Source organism: Streptomyces sp. NPDC002640, assembly GCF_053592575.1.
In genome coordinates this window covers 412,585-428,311 of record NZ_JBSFVZ010000003.1, presented here as the reverse complement: position 1 = coordinate 428,311, position 15,727 = coordinate 412,585, and the positions used below count along the sequence as shown (strand labels likewise).

At 72.2% G+C, this 15,727-nt stretch carries 13 protein-coding genes and 1 rRNA gene; 6 read left to right on the top strand and 8 right to left on the bottom strand.

What is annotated here, in order from left to right:
• Positions 1 to 144 precede the first annotated feature (144 nt).
• Positions 145 to 261, top strand: a 5S ribosomal RNA gene (gene rrf / locus ACWD3O_RS06650).
• 131 nt (positions 262 to 392) lie between these two features.
• On the opposite strand, the gene ACWD3O_RS06645 is transcribed toward rrf, so the two are convergent.
• The 8 genes from ACWD3O_RS06645 to ACWD3O_RS06610 form a co-directional block, all read right to left on the bottom strand.
• Positions 393 to 1,838 carry an SPFH domain-containing protein gene (locus tag ACWD3O_RS06645; protein ID WP_451408295.1) on the bottom strand — a complete coding sequence of 482 codons (1,446 nt, stop codon included), beginning with the start codon at positions 1,836 to 1,838 and terminating at the stop codon, positions 393 to 395.
• A 124-nt stretch (positions 1,839 to 1,962) separates the two neighbouring features.
• On the bottom strand, positions 1,963 to 2,478 hold the full coding sequence (locus ACWD3O_RS06640) for a hypothetical protein (protein ID WP_451415035.1): 516 nt from the start codon (positions 2,476 to 2,478) through the stop codon (positions 1,963 to 1,965).
• A 134-nt stretch (positions 2,479 to 2,612) separates the two neighbouring features.
• Positions 2,613 to 4,280: a type VI secretion protein gene (locus ACWD3O_RS06635; protein ID WP_451415034.1), complete on the bottom strand. Its 1,668-nt coding sequence runs from the start codon at positions 4,278 to 4,280 to the stop codon at positions 2,613 to 2,615.
• A 2-nt stretch (positions 4,281 to 4,282) separates the two neighbouring features.
• Complete coding sequence (locus ACWD3O_RS06630; RefSeq protein ID WP_451415033.1) at positions 4,283 to 5,704, bottom strand: ATP-binding protein; 1,422 nt, start codon at positions 5,702 to 5,704, stop codon at positions 4,283 to 4,285.
• A 13-nt stretch (positions 5,705 to 5,717) separates the two neighbouring features.
• Positions 5,718 to 7,280, bottom strand: a complete 1,563-nt coding sequence (locus ACWD3O_RS06625; RefSeq protein ID WP_451415032.1) for an SCO6880 family protein — start codon at positions 7,278 to 7,280, stop codon at positions 5,718 to 5,720.
• Positions 7,277 to 8,590 carry a hypothetical protein gene (locus ACWD3O_RS06620; RefSeq protein ID WP_451415031.1) on the bottom strand — a complete coding sequence of 438 codons (1,314 nt, stop codon included), beginning with the start codon at positions 8,588 to 8,590 and terminating at the stop codon, positions 7,277 to 7,279. Before ACWD3O_RS06620 ends, ACWD3O_RS06625 begins: the two co-directional genes overlap by 4 nt.
• Entirely contained in the window at positions 8,580 to 9,365 is a 786-nt protein-coding gene (locus tag ACWD3O_RS06615; RefSeq protein WP_451415030.1) for a hypothetical protein, read from the bottom strand. The genes ACWD3O_RS06620 and ACWD3O_RS06615 overlap by 11 nt, the downstream gene beginning before the upstream one ends.
• A gap of 230 nt (positions 9,366 to 9,595) precedes the next feature.
• Positions 9,596 to 9,904, bottom strand: a complete 309-nt coding sequence (locus ACWD3O_RS06610) for a hypothetical protein (RefSeq protein WP_356130248.1) — start codon at positions 9,902 to 9,904, stop codon at positions 9,596 to 9,598.
• A gap of 395 nt (positions 9,905 to 10,299) precedes the next feature.
• Here ACWD3O_RS06610 and ACWD3O_RS06605 point away from each other — a divergent pair, with 395 nt between their 5' ends.
• From ACWD3O_RS06605 to ACWD3O_RS06585, 5 genes are all read left to right on the top strand, one after another.
• On the top strand, positions 10,300 to 10,677 hold the full coding sequence (locus ACWD3O_RS06605; RefSeq protein ID WP_451408302.1) for a hypothetical protein: 378 nt from the start codon (positions 10,300 to 10,302) through the stop codon (positions 10,675 to 10,677).
• 116 nt (positions 10,678 to 10,793) lie between these two features.
• Complete coding sequence (locus ACWD3O_RS06600; protein ID WP_451415029.1) at positions 10,794 to 12,524, top strand: serine/threonine-protein kinase; 1,731 nt, start codon at positions 10,794 to 10,796, stop codon at positions 12,522 to 12,524.
• A 119-nt stretch (positions 12,525 to 12,643) separates the two neighbouring features.
• On the top strand, positions 12,644 to 13,600 hold the full coding sequence (locus tag ACWD3O_RS06595; protein ID WP_451408992.1) for a C40 family peptidase: 957 nt from the start codon (positions 12,644 to 12,646) through the stop codon (positions 13,598 to 13,600).
• Positions 13,601 to 13,887: 287 nt separating this feature from the next.
• Complete coding sequence (locus ACWD3O_RS06590; RefSeq protein ID WP_451415028.1) at positions 13,888 to 14,622, top strand: phosphatase PAP2 family protein; 735 nt, start codon at positions 13,888 to 13,890, stop codon at positions 14,620 to 14,622.
• A 159-nt stretch (positions 14,623 to 14,781) separates the two neighbouring features.
• Positions 14,782 to 15,627, top strand: coding sequence for a hypothetical protein (locus ACWD3O_RS06585; RefSeq protein ID WP_451415049.1), 846 nt, complete (start codon positions 14,782 to 14,784; stop codon positions 15,625 to 15,627).
• Positions 15,628 to 15,727: the final 100 nt, after the last annotated feature.

Sequence of the window (15,727 nt, the reverse complement as noted above, 5' to 3'; positions counted from 1 at the left end):
GTTGATAGGCCAGATCTGGAAGCCCGGTAACGGGTGGAGGTGACTGGTACTAATAGGCCGAGGGCTTGTCCTCAGTTGCTCGCGTCCACTGTGTTGGTTCTGAAACCACGAACAACCATTTTGCCGGTTGTTGTTTCATAGTGTTTCGGTGGTCATAGCGTAAGGGAAACGCCCGGTTACATTCCGAACCCGGAAGCTAAGCCTTACAGCGCCGATGGTACTGCAGGGGGGACCCTGTGGGAGAGTAGGACGCCGCCGAACAAATATTGGGAAAGCCCCCGCACCTCTGGTGCGGGGGCTTTCTGCATTTCCGGGGCTTTCTGGGGTGGAGATGACAGAAGAAGAAGGGGGGTGCCCGTGCCGGGCACCCCCCTTCTTTTTTGCCGTGTTGGTTACTCGGTGATCGGCACCTTGCCGTTGGCGTCGGGGCCGGCGGTGCGCTGGGTGAGGTTCTTCAGCAGGGAGGGCAGGTCGACGCCGGTGGTGGAGCTCAGGAGCTCCAGGCCCTGGGCGACGTTGTCCGTGACGGTGCGGGAGAGCTGGGAGGCGCCGTCGGTGGAGATGACGGTCATCTTGTCGATGGCGCTCATCGGCTCGGCCGCCTTCTCGACGACCTGGGGGAGGATCTCGACGAGCATCTGGAGGATGGCGGCGTCCCCGTACTGGCGGTAGGCGTCGGCCTTCTTCTCCATGGCCGCGGCCTCCGCGGCGCCCTTGACGCCGATCGCGGCGGCCTCGGCCTCGCCCTCGAGGCGGACCGCCTCGGCGATCGCGGTACGGCGTTGCTTCTCACCCTCACCGGTGAGCCGTGCCCGCTCGGCCTCGGCCTGGGCGGCGGCGATGCCGGCCAGGCGTTCGGCCTCGGCCTGCTTCACGCGGGCCACGCGCTTGGCCTCGGCCTCCTGTTCGGCGGCGTACCGCTTGGCGTCGGCCGGCTTGCGGACCTCGGTGTCGAGCTGGCGGTCGGTCAGGGCGGCCTGGCGTTCGGCGACCTTCTCCTGTTCCTGGAGGATCTCCTGCTGGCGGGCTGCCTCGGCGAGCGGGCCGGAGGCGGCGGCGCGGGCCTTGGCCTCGTCGGTCTCGGCCTGGATCTCCGCCTGCTTCAGGGCGAAGGTCCGCTGGGCGACCGCGATCTCCTCCTCGGCCTTGAGGCGGGCCTGCTCGGCGGCGCGGCGGGCGATCGCCTCGGCGATGTCGGCCTCCTGCTTGGCGCGGGCGGCCTCGGGGCGTCCGAGGTCCTGCAGGTAGGAGCCTTCGGTGGTGATGTCCTGGATCTGGAAGGCGTCGGTGATCAGGCCCTGACCGGAGAGGCTGGCCTCGGCCTCCTCGGCGACCTGGCCGGCGAAGGCGGCACGGTCGCGGATGATGTCCTCGACCGACATGCGGCCGACGATGGCGCGCAGGGCGCCGGACAGGACTTCCTGGGTGAAGCCGACGATGTCGTCCTGCTGGCCGAGGAACCGCTGGGCGGCGGCGCGGATGGCGTCCTCGGTGCCGCCGACCTTGACGATGGCGACGCCGTCCAGGTTGGCCTTGATGCCGCGGAGGGTGACCGCGCCGCGGACCGACACGGGGATCTGCCGGGACGACAGGTCGAGGCTGAACCGCTGCTGGAGGAACGGGACCACGAAGACGCCGCCGCCGACGACGACCTTCTGGCCGCTGTTGTCGGTGAAGACGGTGCCGGTCTCCGGGTCGGTGGCCTTCTTGCCGCGGCGGCCGGTGACGATGAAGGCCTCGTTGGGGCCGGCCACCTTGTAGCGGCTGACGATGATCAGTGCGAGCAGGAACAGGAGTACGACGACTCCACCTGATGCGAGCACGACAGGACTTGGCATGGATTCCCCCCATGGGATGCCGATGGTGCCGACGAGGTCGGTGGTGCGGATGTGGTCGGTGGTGCGGATGTGGCCCGGTTGGCCGGTTGAGCGGACGGGTGTGACGGGTCCCGGTGCCCGGAGGTCAGTGTTCGACCGGGCGTACCGAGACGGAGGTGCTGGAGAGGGAGCGGTCGACCCAGATCTCGGTGCCGCGGGGCAGCGGGAGGTCGGCGCGGGCGGCCAGCTTGACGGGCTGGCCGGCGAGGCGCACCAGGACCTCGCCGTAGCCGTTGGCCGGTACGGCGGTCACGACGGTGCCGGTGACGCCGACGACGTCGCCCTCGCGGGGCGCGCCGCCGGATTCGTCGCCCATCAGGGCCTTGCCGGCGCGGTAGGCGCCCCAGGCGGTGAGGAGCGCGGCCGGGACGGCGACCGCCGTGGACGCGGCCGGTCCGAGGCCGGTGGTCTCGGTGACGATGGCGCCGGCGAAGCCGAGCATGGAGACGAATCCGGCGATGACGGGGAGCGAGATCAGGCCGTCGAAGAAGCCGTTGAGGGCTTCGACGCCGCTGAACAGGCCCTCCAGGAGGCCGTCGAAGACGAGTGCCACGACCAGGACGAGCAGCCCCGCGAAACCGAGGCCCAGGAACCAGACCATGTCGCCCACCCCTCACCGTGTTGCGTCCCCTGCACCCGGAGACGGGTGGCTGGCGCACACGGTTGCACTCCGTCGGGGGAAACGCACCTGTTTTGAGCGAGACCTGAGGGTGCGGGCGGGTCCGGGCGTTCCGGTCAGAGGTCGGCGTGCGGCCAGCGGGTGCGGAGTTGTTCGCGGGAACGCAGCAGGGCCAGCGTCGGCATGCCGAGGGCGGCGCCGGTGGCGAGCAGGTCGGGGAGCCGGGGCAGCGGGGCCACGGCGGCGACGTCCTCGAGGACCAGGGTGATTGGTGGGTCGAGGCGGCCGGAGGATGACCGTTCGGCCATGCGCCGGCCGCGCTCGACCACGCTGGAGGCGAGGGCCGTCAGGAGCGGCACGGCTCCCGGGTCGGTCCTCGGGTCCTCGACGGATTCGCCGATGACATAGAGCGTGCCCGATTCGTGCACGAAGGAATCCAGGACGAGGGAATCGTTCCGGTTCGGTGTGCACGCCTCGCGGACGTGGACGGCGGCGAGGCAGGCGAGGGCACGGGACGTCAGGGCCTGGGCCATGTCGCGGCGTTCGGGGTGGGAGGTGAGGGCCGACTCCAGTTCGCCGGCGGTGCCGGGGGCCGCGGACGGGTGGGTGCGCAGGGTGCGGACGGCCTCCTGGACGTGGTTGCCGTGGGCCCAGCGGTGCAGGTGGCGGACCGTGCGGCCGTCCACGGCGGCGGCGTGCAGGTAGCAGCGCAGGAGGGTTTCGGCGGTGTCCGCGACGGCGGCGTCCAGGCGGGCGGTGGGGCGGACCGGGGCCAGCAGGGCGGTGGCGCGGGCGGCGGCGGTGGTCCTGTCCTCGCAGCCGTCCAGCGGCGACCAGTGGAGGCGCGCGGGGGTGTCGCAGAGGCGGGTGGCGTCGTGGACCAGGACGGGGCCCAGCTTGGCGCGGGCGTCCTTGGTGGCCTCCCAAAGGGCCGGGGAGGAGGTGACGACCAGGACGGGTCCCTCGGCCTCCAGGACGGCGTCCACGGCCACGGGAAGGCGCTCGGCGGGCGGCGCGTAGAGCACCGGGCCGGCGGGGGCGGTGGCAAAGGCGGCGGGCTGTGCCGCAGCGGGGAACGGGGCCCCGGACCGCTCGGGGGCGGTCGGGTGCGCGGGCGGGGCCGCTGCGTGCGCGTGTGGGGCGGGGCCGGTGTCGCCTTCCACCGGGACCGGGGCGGCGGGGGTGCGGGGGTGGGGCGGGCCGTGCGGCGGCGGGGTGCCGGGGGGCACGGCGTGAGCGGTCGCCGCCGGGCCGGTCACCGGCGGGGCGCCGCCGGCGGGTGTGGCCGGACCGGTCTCCGGGCGGGCGGCGGTGAGCTGGTCGGGAAGGCGCGGGTCGGGCTTGGCCGGGGACGCGGAGGCGCGGTCGGTGGCGCGGTCGGTGGTGCGGCCGGGGAACGGGACTCCCGCCTTCCGGGCGGCGCGGACGGCCTTCCAGCGGGCGAGGGTGCCCAGGACGAAGACGGTGACGACGATCAGCACCATCAGTTCACCGATGAACAGCCCCCAGAACAGGCCGTAGCCGGAGAGCGCCCCCGGGGCCGTGTCCGGCCACGCGCCCGCGACGTCGTGCGGACTGGCGACCAGGTGCCGTATGGCGAGCGGGGTGCGGGTGAAGGTGACGGAGTCCGGCCAGGCGCCGTGGGTGAACAGGGCGGCCAGGCCGGTCGCCGTCCAGACCAGCAGGTTCACGCCGAACAGGAAGGCGAGCAGGCCGACGAGCAGTCCGTCGGGGACCCCGCCCTGACCGCCGGCCGGGGCGTTGCGCTTCTCCTCGGGGGGCACGGTCAGGCCACCGACGACCTTGACTCGGGGTACTGGTGCTGCATGTAGGCGGCCGCCCTCTCCTCCGCTTCCAGTTCCGCCGCTCGCAGGGCCTCGGACAGCTCCTCCTCGGCCAGGTCGCTGGCCGACTCGGTCATGGCGCGGTCGGTGAAGACCAGCGGGCGTTCGCTCTCGGTCACCAGGTGCTTGACCACCTGGACGTTGCCGTTGACGTCCCAGACGGCGATGCCGGGCGTCAGCGTGGGGATGATCTCGACGGCCCAGCGGGGCAGGCCCAGGACGCGGCCGGTGGCGCGGGCCTCGTCGGCCTTCTGGGCGTAGATGGTGCGGGTGGAGGCCATCTTCAGGATCGCCGCGGCCTCCTTGGCGGCCGCCCCGTCCACCACGTCGGAGAGGTGGTGGACGACGGCGACGAAGGAGAGGCCGAGGCGGCGGCCGAACTTCAGCAGCCGCTGGAAGAGCTGTGCGACGAAGGGGCTGTTGATGATGTGCCAGGCCTCTTCGACGAGGAAGATGCGCTTCTTGCGGTCGGGCCGGATCCAGGTGTGCTCCAGCCACACGCCGACGATCGCCATCAGGATCGGCATCGCGATCGAGTTGCGGTCGATGTGCGAGAGGTCGAAGACGATCAGCGGCGCGTCCAGGTCGATGCCGACCGTGGTGGGGCCGTCGAACATGCCGCGCAGGTCGCCGTCGACCAGGCGGTCGAGGACCAGCGCCACGTCCAGACCCCAGGCGCGGACGTCCTCCAGGGCGACGTTCATCGCCTCGGCCGACTCCGGCTTGGGGTGGCGGAGCTGCTCGACGATGTCGTTGAGGACCGGCTGGCGCTCCACGATGGTCGCGTTGACGTAGGCGTGGGCCACCTTGAGGGCGAAGCCGGCGCGCTCGTCGAGGCCGTGGCCCATGGCCACCTCGATGATGGTGCGCAGCAGCGCCAGCTGGCCGGTGGAGGTGATCGCCGGGTCCAGCGGGTTGAGGCGGATGCCGTGGTCGAGGGCGTTGGTGGGGTCCAGGCGGATGGGGGTTATGCCGAGTTCCTGGGCGACCAGGTTCCACTCGCCCACGCCGTCCTCGCCCTGGGCGTCCAGGACGACGACCTGGCGGTCGCGGAAGCGGAGCTGGCGCAGGACGTAGGTCTTCTCCAGCGCCGACTTGCCGTTGCCGGACTCGCCCAGCACCAGCCAGTGCGGGGCGGGCAGCTGCTGGCCGTAGAGCTGGAACGGGTCGTAGATGTAGCCCTTGCCGGAGTACACCTCGCGGCCGATGATCACACCGGAGTCGCCGAGTCCGGGCGCGGCGGTGGGCAGGTAGACGGCCTGCGCCTGGCCGGTGGAGGTGCGCACCGGCAGGCGCGTCGTCTCCACCTTGCCGAACAGGAACGACGTGAAGGCTTCCGTGAGGACGGACAGCGGGTCCCGCATCAGAGCATCAGCCCTACCTTCGGATTCCGGTCGCGAATGGAAGCGTGTTGACGAAGGCGCGGTGGTGCTCGCGGTCGCACCACTCCAGCTTGAGGTACGACTTGCCGGCCGACGCGCGGATGGTCCGCTTGTCCCGGGCCAGGGCCTCGGGGTTGCGGGAGGAGACGGTGATGTAACCGACCAGGTTGACGCCCGCGGCGCCGCTGGCCAGGTCCTCGCCGCGCTGGTCGAGGCGGGAGTGGGCGGCCATGTCGCGGGGGTCGACGGTGCGGTTCATCTTGGCGGCGCGACTGGCCTCCGCCTCGTCGTTGGTCTTCTCCGTCAGCATCCGCTCGATGGCGATCTCGGTGGGCTCGAGCTCCATCGTGACGGCGACCGTGCGGATGACGTCGGGGGTGTGGACCAGCAGCGGGGCGAGGAAGTTCACGCCGACCGGGGTCATCGGCCACTCCTTGACCCAGGCGGTGGCGTGGCACCAGGGGTCGCGGGTGGAGGACTCGCGGGTCTTGGCCTGCAGGTAGGTGGGCTCGCGGGCGTCCAGCTCGGCCGGCCAGGCGTTGCGCTTGGACATCGCCTGGATGTGGTCGATCGGGTGGTCCGGGTCGTACATGGAGTGGATCAGCGACGACAGGCGGGCCTGGCCGAGGGGCTGGCGGACCCGGATGTCGGCCTCCTGGAGGCGCGAGCAGATGTCGGTGAGCTCGCGGGCCATGACGACGGCGAGGCCGGCGTCCTTGTCGAGCCGCCGGCCCGGGCCGCGGCGGGTCGCACGGGCCATGGCGTGCGCCTCGGCGGCCAGTTCGCGGCTGTAGTGCATGCAGGCCACCAGGTAGGCGCGGTGCTGCTCGCTGCTGGTGGAGACCATGGACTGGAGCTGGTCGTAGGAGCGGCGCAGCCACTGCGGGGACCGCTCGTCGCCGCGCAGCGCGACGTCCTTGGCGTGCGCGTCGGGGTCGGCGGGCAGGGTGCGGGCCAGCATCTGGAGGCGGGTGACGAAGCCGTCCCCGTTGGCGACGTGCTTCAGCAGCGTGCCGAAGCGGTCGACCAGCGCCTCCTGGTCCTCGCTGTCGCGCAGGCCCACGCCGGGGCCCTCGATCTCGATGGCCGCGGTGACGGTGCGCCGGTCGGCGTGCAGCAGGACGGCGATCTCGTCGGGGCCGAAGGGGGCGGACAGCCAGGTGATGCGGCCGATGCCGGGGGGCGGGCCGACCTCCACCTGACGGCCGTCGAGCCGGGTGCCCGCCTCCATGGCCGCCGAGCGGTAGACCGCGTTCGGGCCGCGGACCGTGCGCTTGTAGCTGCGGTTGATCTCGAACCACTTGTAGAAGGTGCGCCCCTTGTACGGCACGTACACCGCGGCGATCGCCAGCAGCGGGAAGCCCATCAGCAGGGTGATCCGCACGGTGATCTGCGGGATCAGCAGGCCGCACATCATGCCGAGGAACGCCCCGGCGATGATCAGGGCGATCTCGCCGGTCTCCCGGTTGCGGCCGATGATCGCGTTGGGGCGGGCACGGCCGATCAGATACGTACGGCGGGGCGTGACCGGGTGGGAGACCTGGGGGTGGGTCGTCAACGCCCTTCACCTCCTGTGCGGTTGGTGCGGCTGTCAGAGGCGTGGGGGCTGCCCGCCGGGGCGGCGGGGCTCGCCGGGCGGGGAGCGGGGGCGGTGGCCGTGGGAGCGCCGCCGCGGCCGCCGTGTGCGGCGACGCCGCCGGAGACCTGGTTGGCGGAGCCCGCGCCACCGCCGCCCGCGCCGCTGTCGGCGCGGGCGGAGTGGGTCTTGATGCCCTGGGCGACCAGGGTGGCCGGGGAGCTGATCACCGCGGCCGCCTTGCTCTCGGCGCCCTGCATCAGGCGGTTGTTGCGGGTGTTGGCGATCTCGTCGCCGAAGCCGGGGACGAAGCGGTAGATCATCGCGCTGGCGAAGATGGCCAGCAGGATGATCGCCAGCCCGGAGACGATCGCGGCGAGTTCGTCCGGCCCGTCCTCCCCGGCCAGCGCGCCGGCCAGGCCTAGGACGATCACGATCACGGGCTTCACCAGGATGACCGCGATCATGATGCCCGCCCACCGGCGGACGTGGCCCCAGAGGTTCTTGTCGACGAGGCCGGAGTACACGACCACGCCGAGCAGGGCGCCGACGTAGAGCAGCACAGCGCGGAGGTAGAGCTCCAGGTAGAGGACACCGGCGGCGACGATGGAGACCAGCGACACCAGTATCAGCATGATCGGGCCGCCGCCCATGTCGTCGCCCTTCTCCAGGGCGGTGGAGAAGGTGCCGAAGAAGGCGTCCGTCCGGTCGCCGGTGGCCTTGGCGAGGACGTCGCTGACGCCGTCGGTGGCGGAGACGACGGTGTAGAGGATCAGCGGGGTGAACGCGCTGGCGAGCACGGTCAGCCACAGGAAGCCGATGGCCTCGCCGAAGGCGGTGGACAGCGGCACGCCGCGGACGGCGCGCTTGGCCACGGCCAGCAGCCACAGCACCAGGGTCAGGACGGTGGACGCCGCGAACACGACGGCGTACTGCTGGAGGAACCGCTGGTTGGTGAAGTCGACGGTGGCCGTCTCCTGGACGAGTTCGCTCAGCTTGGTGACGGTCCAGGAGGCGGCGTCGGCGAAGCCCTTGGCGAGGGACGCGAGGGGGTCCAGTGCGGCCGTGGGGTCACCGGGGAGGCTGTTCGACCCCATGGGCCCGTCACCGCCGCCGCCACCGCGCTGGCCTTGCTCGCAGTAATCCTTGGCGGGGCCGCGGATGAGCTCGCAGGGGTCCTCGTCCGGAGCGGGGGACGGCGCCGCCACCGCGGAGGATGCGAGCAGCAGCGAGCCGGCCTGCACGACGGCCGCACCGGCCGCGAGCCTGGGTGCGAGGCGGCTAGCGCGCATAGGTGAACCCTCCGAACTCGGAGACGGCCTTGGTCATGTCCTCCGACGTGGAGGCCTTCTGGTCCCTGCCGACGGGCACGGGGCCGTCCTTCTGCTGGAAGTCGGTGACCTTCCAGTCGTCACCGGTCCACCGGAGCTCGAACGTGTTGGTGTACCAGCTCTCCGTGACCGGGTTGGTCGAGTTGTCGCCGGACAGGCCGAACAGCGAGGTGTACCAGACCTCGACGGTGGCCTTGTCGGCGCTGAACGCGGTGACCTTGGTCCCCACCGGGACGATGCGCGAGACGAACGACTGGCCGTTCGGCGCGGAGCCGTCCTCCTCCAGCCCGATGTTGGTGAGGAACTCCGGGTCCCGGTAGGCCTCGTCCAGCTGGGCCAGGCGGTCGGAGGCCACGTCGGGCGAGTAGACCGTGTCCACGATCGCGTCCCGCCTCGCCTTGTCGAACATGTCGGCGGAGCCGAGGGCGACCGCGTAGTTGGCCGCGGCGCTCTGCGCGCCCTGTTCGTCACGGGCGAAGCCGGAGGCGACCGGCCGCTCCCCCGTGGGGGCGGTCGGCTCCGCGGTGGAGGACTTGCCGGCGGCGGGGGCGTCGGCGTCGCCGCCGCGGTTCGCGAAGGCGATCGCGGCGATGAGCAGCACGATGACGCCCACAGCCGTCACCATCCCGCGCGAGGAACGCCCGCCGCCGCCCCGGCCGCGGCGCGGCGGCACACCACTGGGCTCCGGCAGCCGGGTGCGCGTCTGACCGTCGCCGTAGTCGTCCCCGAGACTCATGCGCCGTCCGCCCCTTCGGTCTCGCCGTACGGGAGTTCGTCGTACCGGAACCCGCCACGGTACGACGGTAGTCCTCCTGGACCCCGCGCGGGCGCGGTGTGGTGACTGGACATCAGGGTGACGCATCCTCAGCCGGTGGGACAGCGGACAGGTGGGGGTCTCGGAAGCATCCGGGGGGCGCTCCGGCCGGGGCTGGACGGGGTGCCGTGCGCGGGGTGGGCCGGGCCCGGCTAGACGGCCATGCCGTACACGATGGTGAACAGCGTGCCCAGCGAGCCGATGATGAAGACGCCGGTGAGACCGGCGATGATCAGGCCCTTGCCCTGTTCCGCGCTGAACGTGTCGCGCAGCGCGGTGGCGCCGATGCGCTGCTTGGCGGCGCCCCAGATGGCGAGGCCGAGGCAGAGCAGGATGGCGATGGCCATGACCACTTCGATCATCACCTTCGCCTCGTTGCCCAGGCTGCCGAAGGGGCCCCAGTCCGGAGCGATCCCGCCGATGATGGTGGTGATGTCTCCCTCGTCGGCTGCAAGAAGCATGTAACTCACCGCCCCTGTTGGGTAGTTCCGCGTCCCCTCCGCCGGGTTGCGGAGGACAGCCCTCATTGTCGCCGACGATGACGTGCTGTCATGTCGACTTGGCGTCATTGGATGGCTGGTTTTGTGTGGCTGCCGTGAGGCCGAAGCGCATGGGTGTGCGAGTGATGGACCGTCATTGACGTTGAGTAGTCATACAATCACTCTATGTATCATACGGCGTCTCTTCGGGCAACGAACGCAACCAATCGGGCGGTCGGTGAGTCCAGGTAGCGAAGTCAAGGCCATCGCGATCCGCGGTGGCCCGGTAAACGGTTCTGCGGGGGCGCCGGGGGGCGTGGCCGGCCCGTCAGGGGCACGGTTCCGCGGAGCGGTCGTGGCAGGGGGAGGAGAACGGCGTGGGTGTACCGGTCCTGAGAGGCAGGGACGGTGTCGTGCTGAGGCTGGCGGACGACGCGGTGGTGCTGCTGGAGGGCGACGAGGAGCGGTGGATACCGCTGCGGGCCGTCGAGGGGGTGTCCGCCGAGGGGCGCACCGTCGAGGTCGAGCTGCTGGGCGGCGAGGCACCGGTGGTCCACCGGGTGGAGGAGGTCCCGGAGAGCGCCGCGGAGAGGTTCGCGGAGGAGGTGAGCGCCCTGCTGCCGGCACGGGACCGGGACGTCGCCCCGGTGGACGGCCCGTCGCTGGTGACGGTGGTGCCGCTGACCCCGGCCGGCCGCAGGCGCTCCGCCTGGCGCGGAGCCGTCTCGGCGGTCAGGGAGACCCTCGGCCGGTAGAAGGGCGCTCTTCGGCCAGGAGCACGGAGGGCGCCGGGGAGGCAGGGAGGGGCGCACGGCCCCTCGTTGCCCGTCCCCTCGGCATCAAGAGGCCTTCTGTGGCAGTGTTTTGGACCGTGGATGAGCTGAAGGGGAACGACCCGACGAGACTTGGCCCCTATGTCCTCCAGGCGCGGCTGGGCGCGGGGGGCATGGGTCAGGTGTACCTCGGGAGGTCGCCCGGCGGCCGGCTGGTGGCCCTCAAGGTCATCAAGGACGAGATCACCGAGCACCCCGACGCCCTGCCGCGCTTCCGGCGCGAGGTGGAGACGGCCCGGGCGGTGCGCAGCGCCTACACGGCGAACCTGATCGACGCCTCGCTGGAGCAGGCGCCGTACTGGCTGGCCACCGAGTACGTGCAGGGGCCGACCCTCAGCGCCGCGGTGGCCGGGCGGGGCCCGCTGCCGGCGCAGACCTGCCGGGGGCTGTTCGCCGCGCTCGCCGAGGGGCTGGCGGCCGTGCACGCCTGCGGGGTCACCCACCGGGACCTCAAGCCGCAGAACGTGATCCTCTCCCAGCGGGGCCCGCAGCTCATCGACTTCGGCATCGCGCGCGGCCTGGAGCAGACCGCCGTGACGGAGACCGGGGCCTCCGGCCCGGGGACGCCGGGGTTCACCGCCCCCGAGGTGCTGATGCGCAACGAGGTCGGTCCCGCCGCCGACGTGTTCGCCCTCGGGGCGACGATGGCCTACGCGGCCACCGGGCGCCCGCCCTTCGGCACCGGGCCGGCCGCGAGCGTCGGCTACCGCGCCGTGTACGAGCCGATCGACCTGGAGGGCGTCGAGGAGGGGCTCGCCGCGCTGGTGCGCGACTGCGTGGCGAAGGATCCCGCGGAGCGTCCCTCGCTGGCCCGGGTGATCGAGCGCTGTGCCGTCTCCGGGGCGCTGGTGGGCGACGCCCACTACGCGGCCCTCACCGGGGCCGGGGCGGCCCCTCAGCCGCCCGCCACGCCGTTCCCGGGGCCCGGGACGCCGCCGGTGCCGACCGCGCCCCCGGCCGCCCCGCACGACCTGCCCACCGTCGACGGCTACACGCCCACGCAGCTGTCCCGGCCGGCCGCCTCCGCGCGCCGGGGGCGCCTGTGGGCCGTGGCGGGCGCGGCGGTGCTGGTGGCGGCGATCGGCGGCGGGCTGCTGGCGATGCTGCCGGACGGCGGCGACGGCGACGGTGACGGGAAGGAACGGGCGGCGGCTTCCGCGGCCCCCACGGGCGGGGCCACCAAGGCCCCGGCGGGCGAGGACGCGAAGGGCGGCGGGTCGGGCCCGCGCCCGCCGTCGTACATCGAGGCGACCGGACCCGACCTGAACTACTGGTTCTCCGACGCCGGTGACGGGTGGGCGGACGGCAGCTGCAACCTCCCCGCCGAGGAGGCGAACAAGGACTTCCAGTACGGAGTGCCGTCGGACCCGGCGGAGATCTCCTCCGGCAAGCTCACGGTGGCGATGCGGCTGAAATACGCCGAACCCTCGTCCGGCGACACCTACTACGTGGCGGCAGTCGTGAAGCCTCCGCACGAGTTCCCGGCGGCCGAGGCCGAGAAGAACGGCATCGGCCTGACGGAGAACAAGGCGCTGGGGTTCACCACGGAACCGGTGAACCTTCTCGCGGGCTACGACCAGCTGAAGAGTCCCGACTGGGTCGAGTTCACCTACCCGGACGACTTCGCCGCCCACGTCGAGGGCGAGAAGCGTGAGGACGCCCTGCCGTTGGCGGAGGATCCGGGGGACTGGACGGTCCGGTTCGTGCATGTGGAGAGTCCCACGGAGTATCGGAGCATCGCCTGCGACGGCTTCACCGTCGCGGAGTAGGCGGGCAGGGCCGTGCGGAGGAGAAGGACCGGTCCGGCGACGGCCGGGTCACCCGGTGGGGGAGGGCTGAGGACGTGCGGAAGGCGTGGCTGACCGGAGCGGCGGTCGTCGGGACCGTCATGGGCTTCGTCATGGTGCTGGTGGTCGGCGTGTACGTGGTCGCCGGGAACCTGGTGAGAAGTGCCACCCAGGGCGCCGTGGACGTCGTGGAGGGGTCGGTTCCGGCGGCGTACGAGGAGCTGGTGCGGACCTGGGGCAATCTCTGTCCGGAAATCAACCCCGCCCTGCTGGCCGCCCAGCTGTACCAGGAGAGCGGCTGGGACGCCGACGTGGTGAGCCACGCCGACGCCCGGGGCATCGCGCAGTTCATCCCCAGCACCTGGGCCACCCACGGCATCGACGGCGACGGCGACGGCGACCGGGACATCTGGGACCCCAAGGACGCCATCCCGTCGGCGGCGTCCTACGACTGCGAGCTGGCCAAGTACGTCGAGGACGTGCCCGGGGACCGGACCGACAACATGCTGGCCGCCTACAACGCCGGCGCGTACCGGGTGATCAGCTCCGGCGGCGTCCCGGCGATCACCGAGACGCAGAACTACGTGCAGCGGATCCGGGCGCTGGAGAAGTCGTTCGCCCGGCCCAAGGCCCGGCTCGCGCCGAGCCGCCAGGCGGCCGGGGCGATCATGTACGCGCAGGACAAGCTGGGCACGCCCTATCTGTGGGGCGGCAACGGCACCGCGGACCAGGGCGGCCGTTTCGACTGCTCCGGCCTGACCAAGGCGGCGTACGCGAGCGTCGGGATCCAGCTGCCGCGGGTCGCCAACGATCAGTACAACGCCGGTCCGCATCCGTCACGGGATGAACTTCTACCGGGCGATCTCGTATTCTTTTCGGACGACCCTACTGATTCCAGGGCCATTGACCACGTAGGGATCTACGTTGGTGGCGGGTACATGATCGACGCGCCGTACACCGGTGCGGTGATCCGCTTCGACCCGATCGACACCCGGAAGTACTTCGGGGCGACCCGGGTCACCGCCGAGGCCGCCGCGGCACTGCCGAACGCGGTGTGAAGCGCGGAGGGATCGTGTGGGGGACGCGGCGGTCCGTGTGTGCCGCGTGAAGTTTCGGTCTGAGCTGCACGGACGCGTTGCTCTTGGGTAACGTCTCGGTGATCTTCGGCCGGGAAATGGAACCCTTGAACGAGGTTCGTGCGTTCCTGCTGATGCGGGGATCGTTACGGGACCCGCAGCCGTACCACGGGGGTGGAACAGCGGCGCGTGCGCGCGAGGGACGCGTGTACGCGCCGGAAGGCATGACGACACCGCCGTAAGGCACAGATGAAGGGGCCGACTGCACCATGGCTGGACTCGCCGAATCAGGGTCGAATCCCGATGTCGGCCTGCTCTTCGAGATCAACGGCCTGGCCGAGGCGGCTCCCACCTGGTTCGACCGGACCATGGAGTACGTGGGGGAGTACGGGCTTCCGCTCGCCATCGTGGTGATGGGCCTGTGGTGCCTGATCCGCGTGCGGCGGCTCGGGCAGCGGGGTCTCGCGGACCGGGAGTCGGTCGTCGCCTCGGTGGCGGCGATCGCGTGGATGCCGGTGGCCGCGCTGCTGGCCGTGATCGTGAACATACCCATCCGCGGCTTCGTGGAGCGGCCCAGACCCTTCCTGACCCACCAGGGGCTCGAGGTCCTGGTGGAGGGCAAGGAGGACTACTCCTTCGTGAGCGACCACGCCACGCTGGCCATGGCCATGGCGGTCGCGCTCTTCCTCGCGCACCGGAAGTTCGGTGTGCTGGCGATCGTGCTGGCCTTCCTCGCCGGTGTGTCGCGGGTCTACATGGGCGTCCACTACCCGACGGACGTCGCGGGCGGCTTCGCGCTGGGCACCGCCGTGGCGCTGCTGCTCTCGCCGGTCGCGATGGCGGCGCTGACGCCGCTGGTGGGCTGGCTCGGCCGGGTGCCGGGCATCGGATGGCTGCTGCTGGGCGACGTCGCCCGCGAGGACGGCGCGGCCGCCCGGACGGCCGCGCCGGCCGCCGGGGAGCGCCCCGCCGGGCGCGGGGGAGCGCGAGACCTCGCCGCCTGACCGGACGCGCCGCACGTCGACGGGGCCCGTACCTCCTGGAGGTACGGGCCCCGTCCATGTGGGGAAACCGGGCGGCCGGTGCGTGACGGGGGGTGCTACCCGTCGTTAACCGGAACGGCAAGGCCCGTGGGCGGACGAACCGGCATGGGGGTGCAGGCGATGGAACGGTGGCGGCGGATGCGGCGCACCGGTGGGCGCGCTGCGGTGGCGGCCACGGCGACCGCCGTGATGGCCGGCGCCGTCGGCTGCTCCGGCGGTGCCCTCGCGGACGACCGGCCCGGTGGCGGCGGGGACGGCGCCGAGGAACTGGTGCGGGAGGCGGCGGGCCGGCTGGCGGTGGCGGGCACGTCGCGGGCCAGCACCTCGATGGCGATGGCCACGGGCGGGACCCGGATCGTGATCCGCGGTGAGGGCGTCTACGACTACCGGCGGCAGCGGGGCCGGCTGCGGGTGACGCTGCCCGAGGAACCGGCCGGGCGGGCGCTGCGGCGGCCGATCACCGAGCTGCTGACGCCCGGGGCGGTGTTCCTGAAGAACCGCGGCGAGGGCGTCCCCGAGGACAAGTGGGTGCGGGTCGACGCCGGGGAGTCGGCCGACGGCAACCTGGTGACCGGCGGCGCGACGGACCCGCTGGCGGCGGCGGAGCTGCTGCGCGGCACGCGGCGGGCCGAGTACCGGGGGACGGTCGACTTCGCGGGCACCCAGGTGCGCCGGTACGAGGGGGTGGCCCACCTCGGGGACGCGGCGGCACGGGCCCGGGCCGGGTGGCGGCAGGGCCTGCGGGCGGCGGCGAAAGGGTTCGCCAGCGCCGAGGTGCCGTTCGACGTGTACCTGGACGGCGAGGGCCGGATCCGGAAGGTCCGCCAGGAGTTCAGCTTCCTCAACGAGGCACGGCGGACGGTGGTCGTCACGTCCACGATGACGCTGTACGACTTCGGGGCGCCGGTGGACGTGCGGCTGCCGGCGGCGGCGGACATCTTCGCGGGGCGGATCGCCCCGCAGTGACCGGCCGGGACCCGCACTGACCGGCCGGAACCCGCACGGCCCGACGGCCCCGGTCACGCCCCTGTGCGGGGGCGGCGCGGGGCCGTCGTACGGGTCGGGG

What these genes read in the sequence shown, in the direction of transcription:
- ACWD3O_RS06645 (WP_451408295.1), bottom strand. Translation starts at nt 1,838, where the DNA reads ATGCCAAGTCCTGTCGTGCTCGCATCAGGTGGAGTCGTCGTACTCCTG.
- ACWD3O_RS06640 (WP_451415035.1), bottom strand. Translation starts at nt 2,478, where the DNA reads ATGGTCTGGTTCCTGGGCCTCGGTTTCGCGGGGCTGCTCGTCCTGGTC.
- ACWD3O_RS06630 (WP_451415033.1), bottom strand. Translation starts at nt 5,704, where the DNA reads ATGCGGGACCCGCTGTCCGTCCTCACGGAAGCCTTCACGTCGTTCCTG.
- ACWD3O_RS06620 (WP_451415031.1), bottom strand. Translation starts at nt 8,590, where the DNA reads ATGCGCGCTAGCCGCCTCGCACCCAGGCTCGCGGCCGGTGCGGCCGTC.
- ACWD3O_RS06615 (WP_451415030.1), bottom strand. Translation starts at nt 9,365, where the DNA reads ATGAGTCTCGGGGACGACTACGGCGACGGTCAGACGCGCACCCGGCTG.
- ACWD3O_RS06610 (WP_356130248.1), bottom strand. Translation starts at nt 9,904, where the DNA reads ATGCTTCTTGCAGCCGACGAGGGAGACATCACCACCATCATCGGCGGG.
- ACWD3O_RS06595 (WP_451408992.1), top strand. Translation starts at nt 12,644, where the DNA reads ATGGGCTTCGTCATGGTGCTGGTGGTCGGCGTGTACGTGGTCGCCGGG.
- ACWD3O_RS06590 (WP_451415028.1), top strand. Translation starts at nt 13,888, where the DNA reads ATGGCTGGACTCGCCGAATCAGGGTCGAATCCCGATGTCGGCCTGCTC.
- ACWD3O_RS06585 (WP_451415049.1), top strand. Translation starts at nt 14,782, where the DNA reads ATGGAACGGTGGCGGCGGATGCGGCGCACCGGTGGGCGCGCTGCGGTG.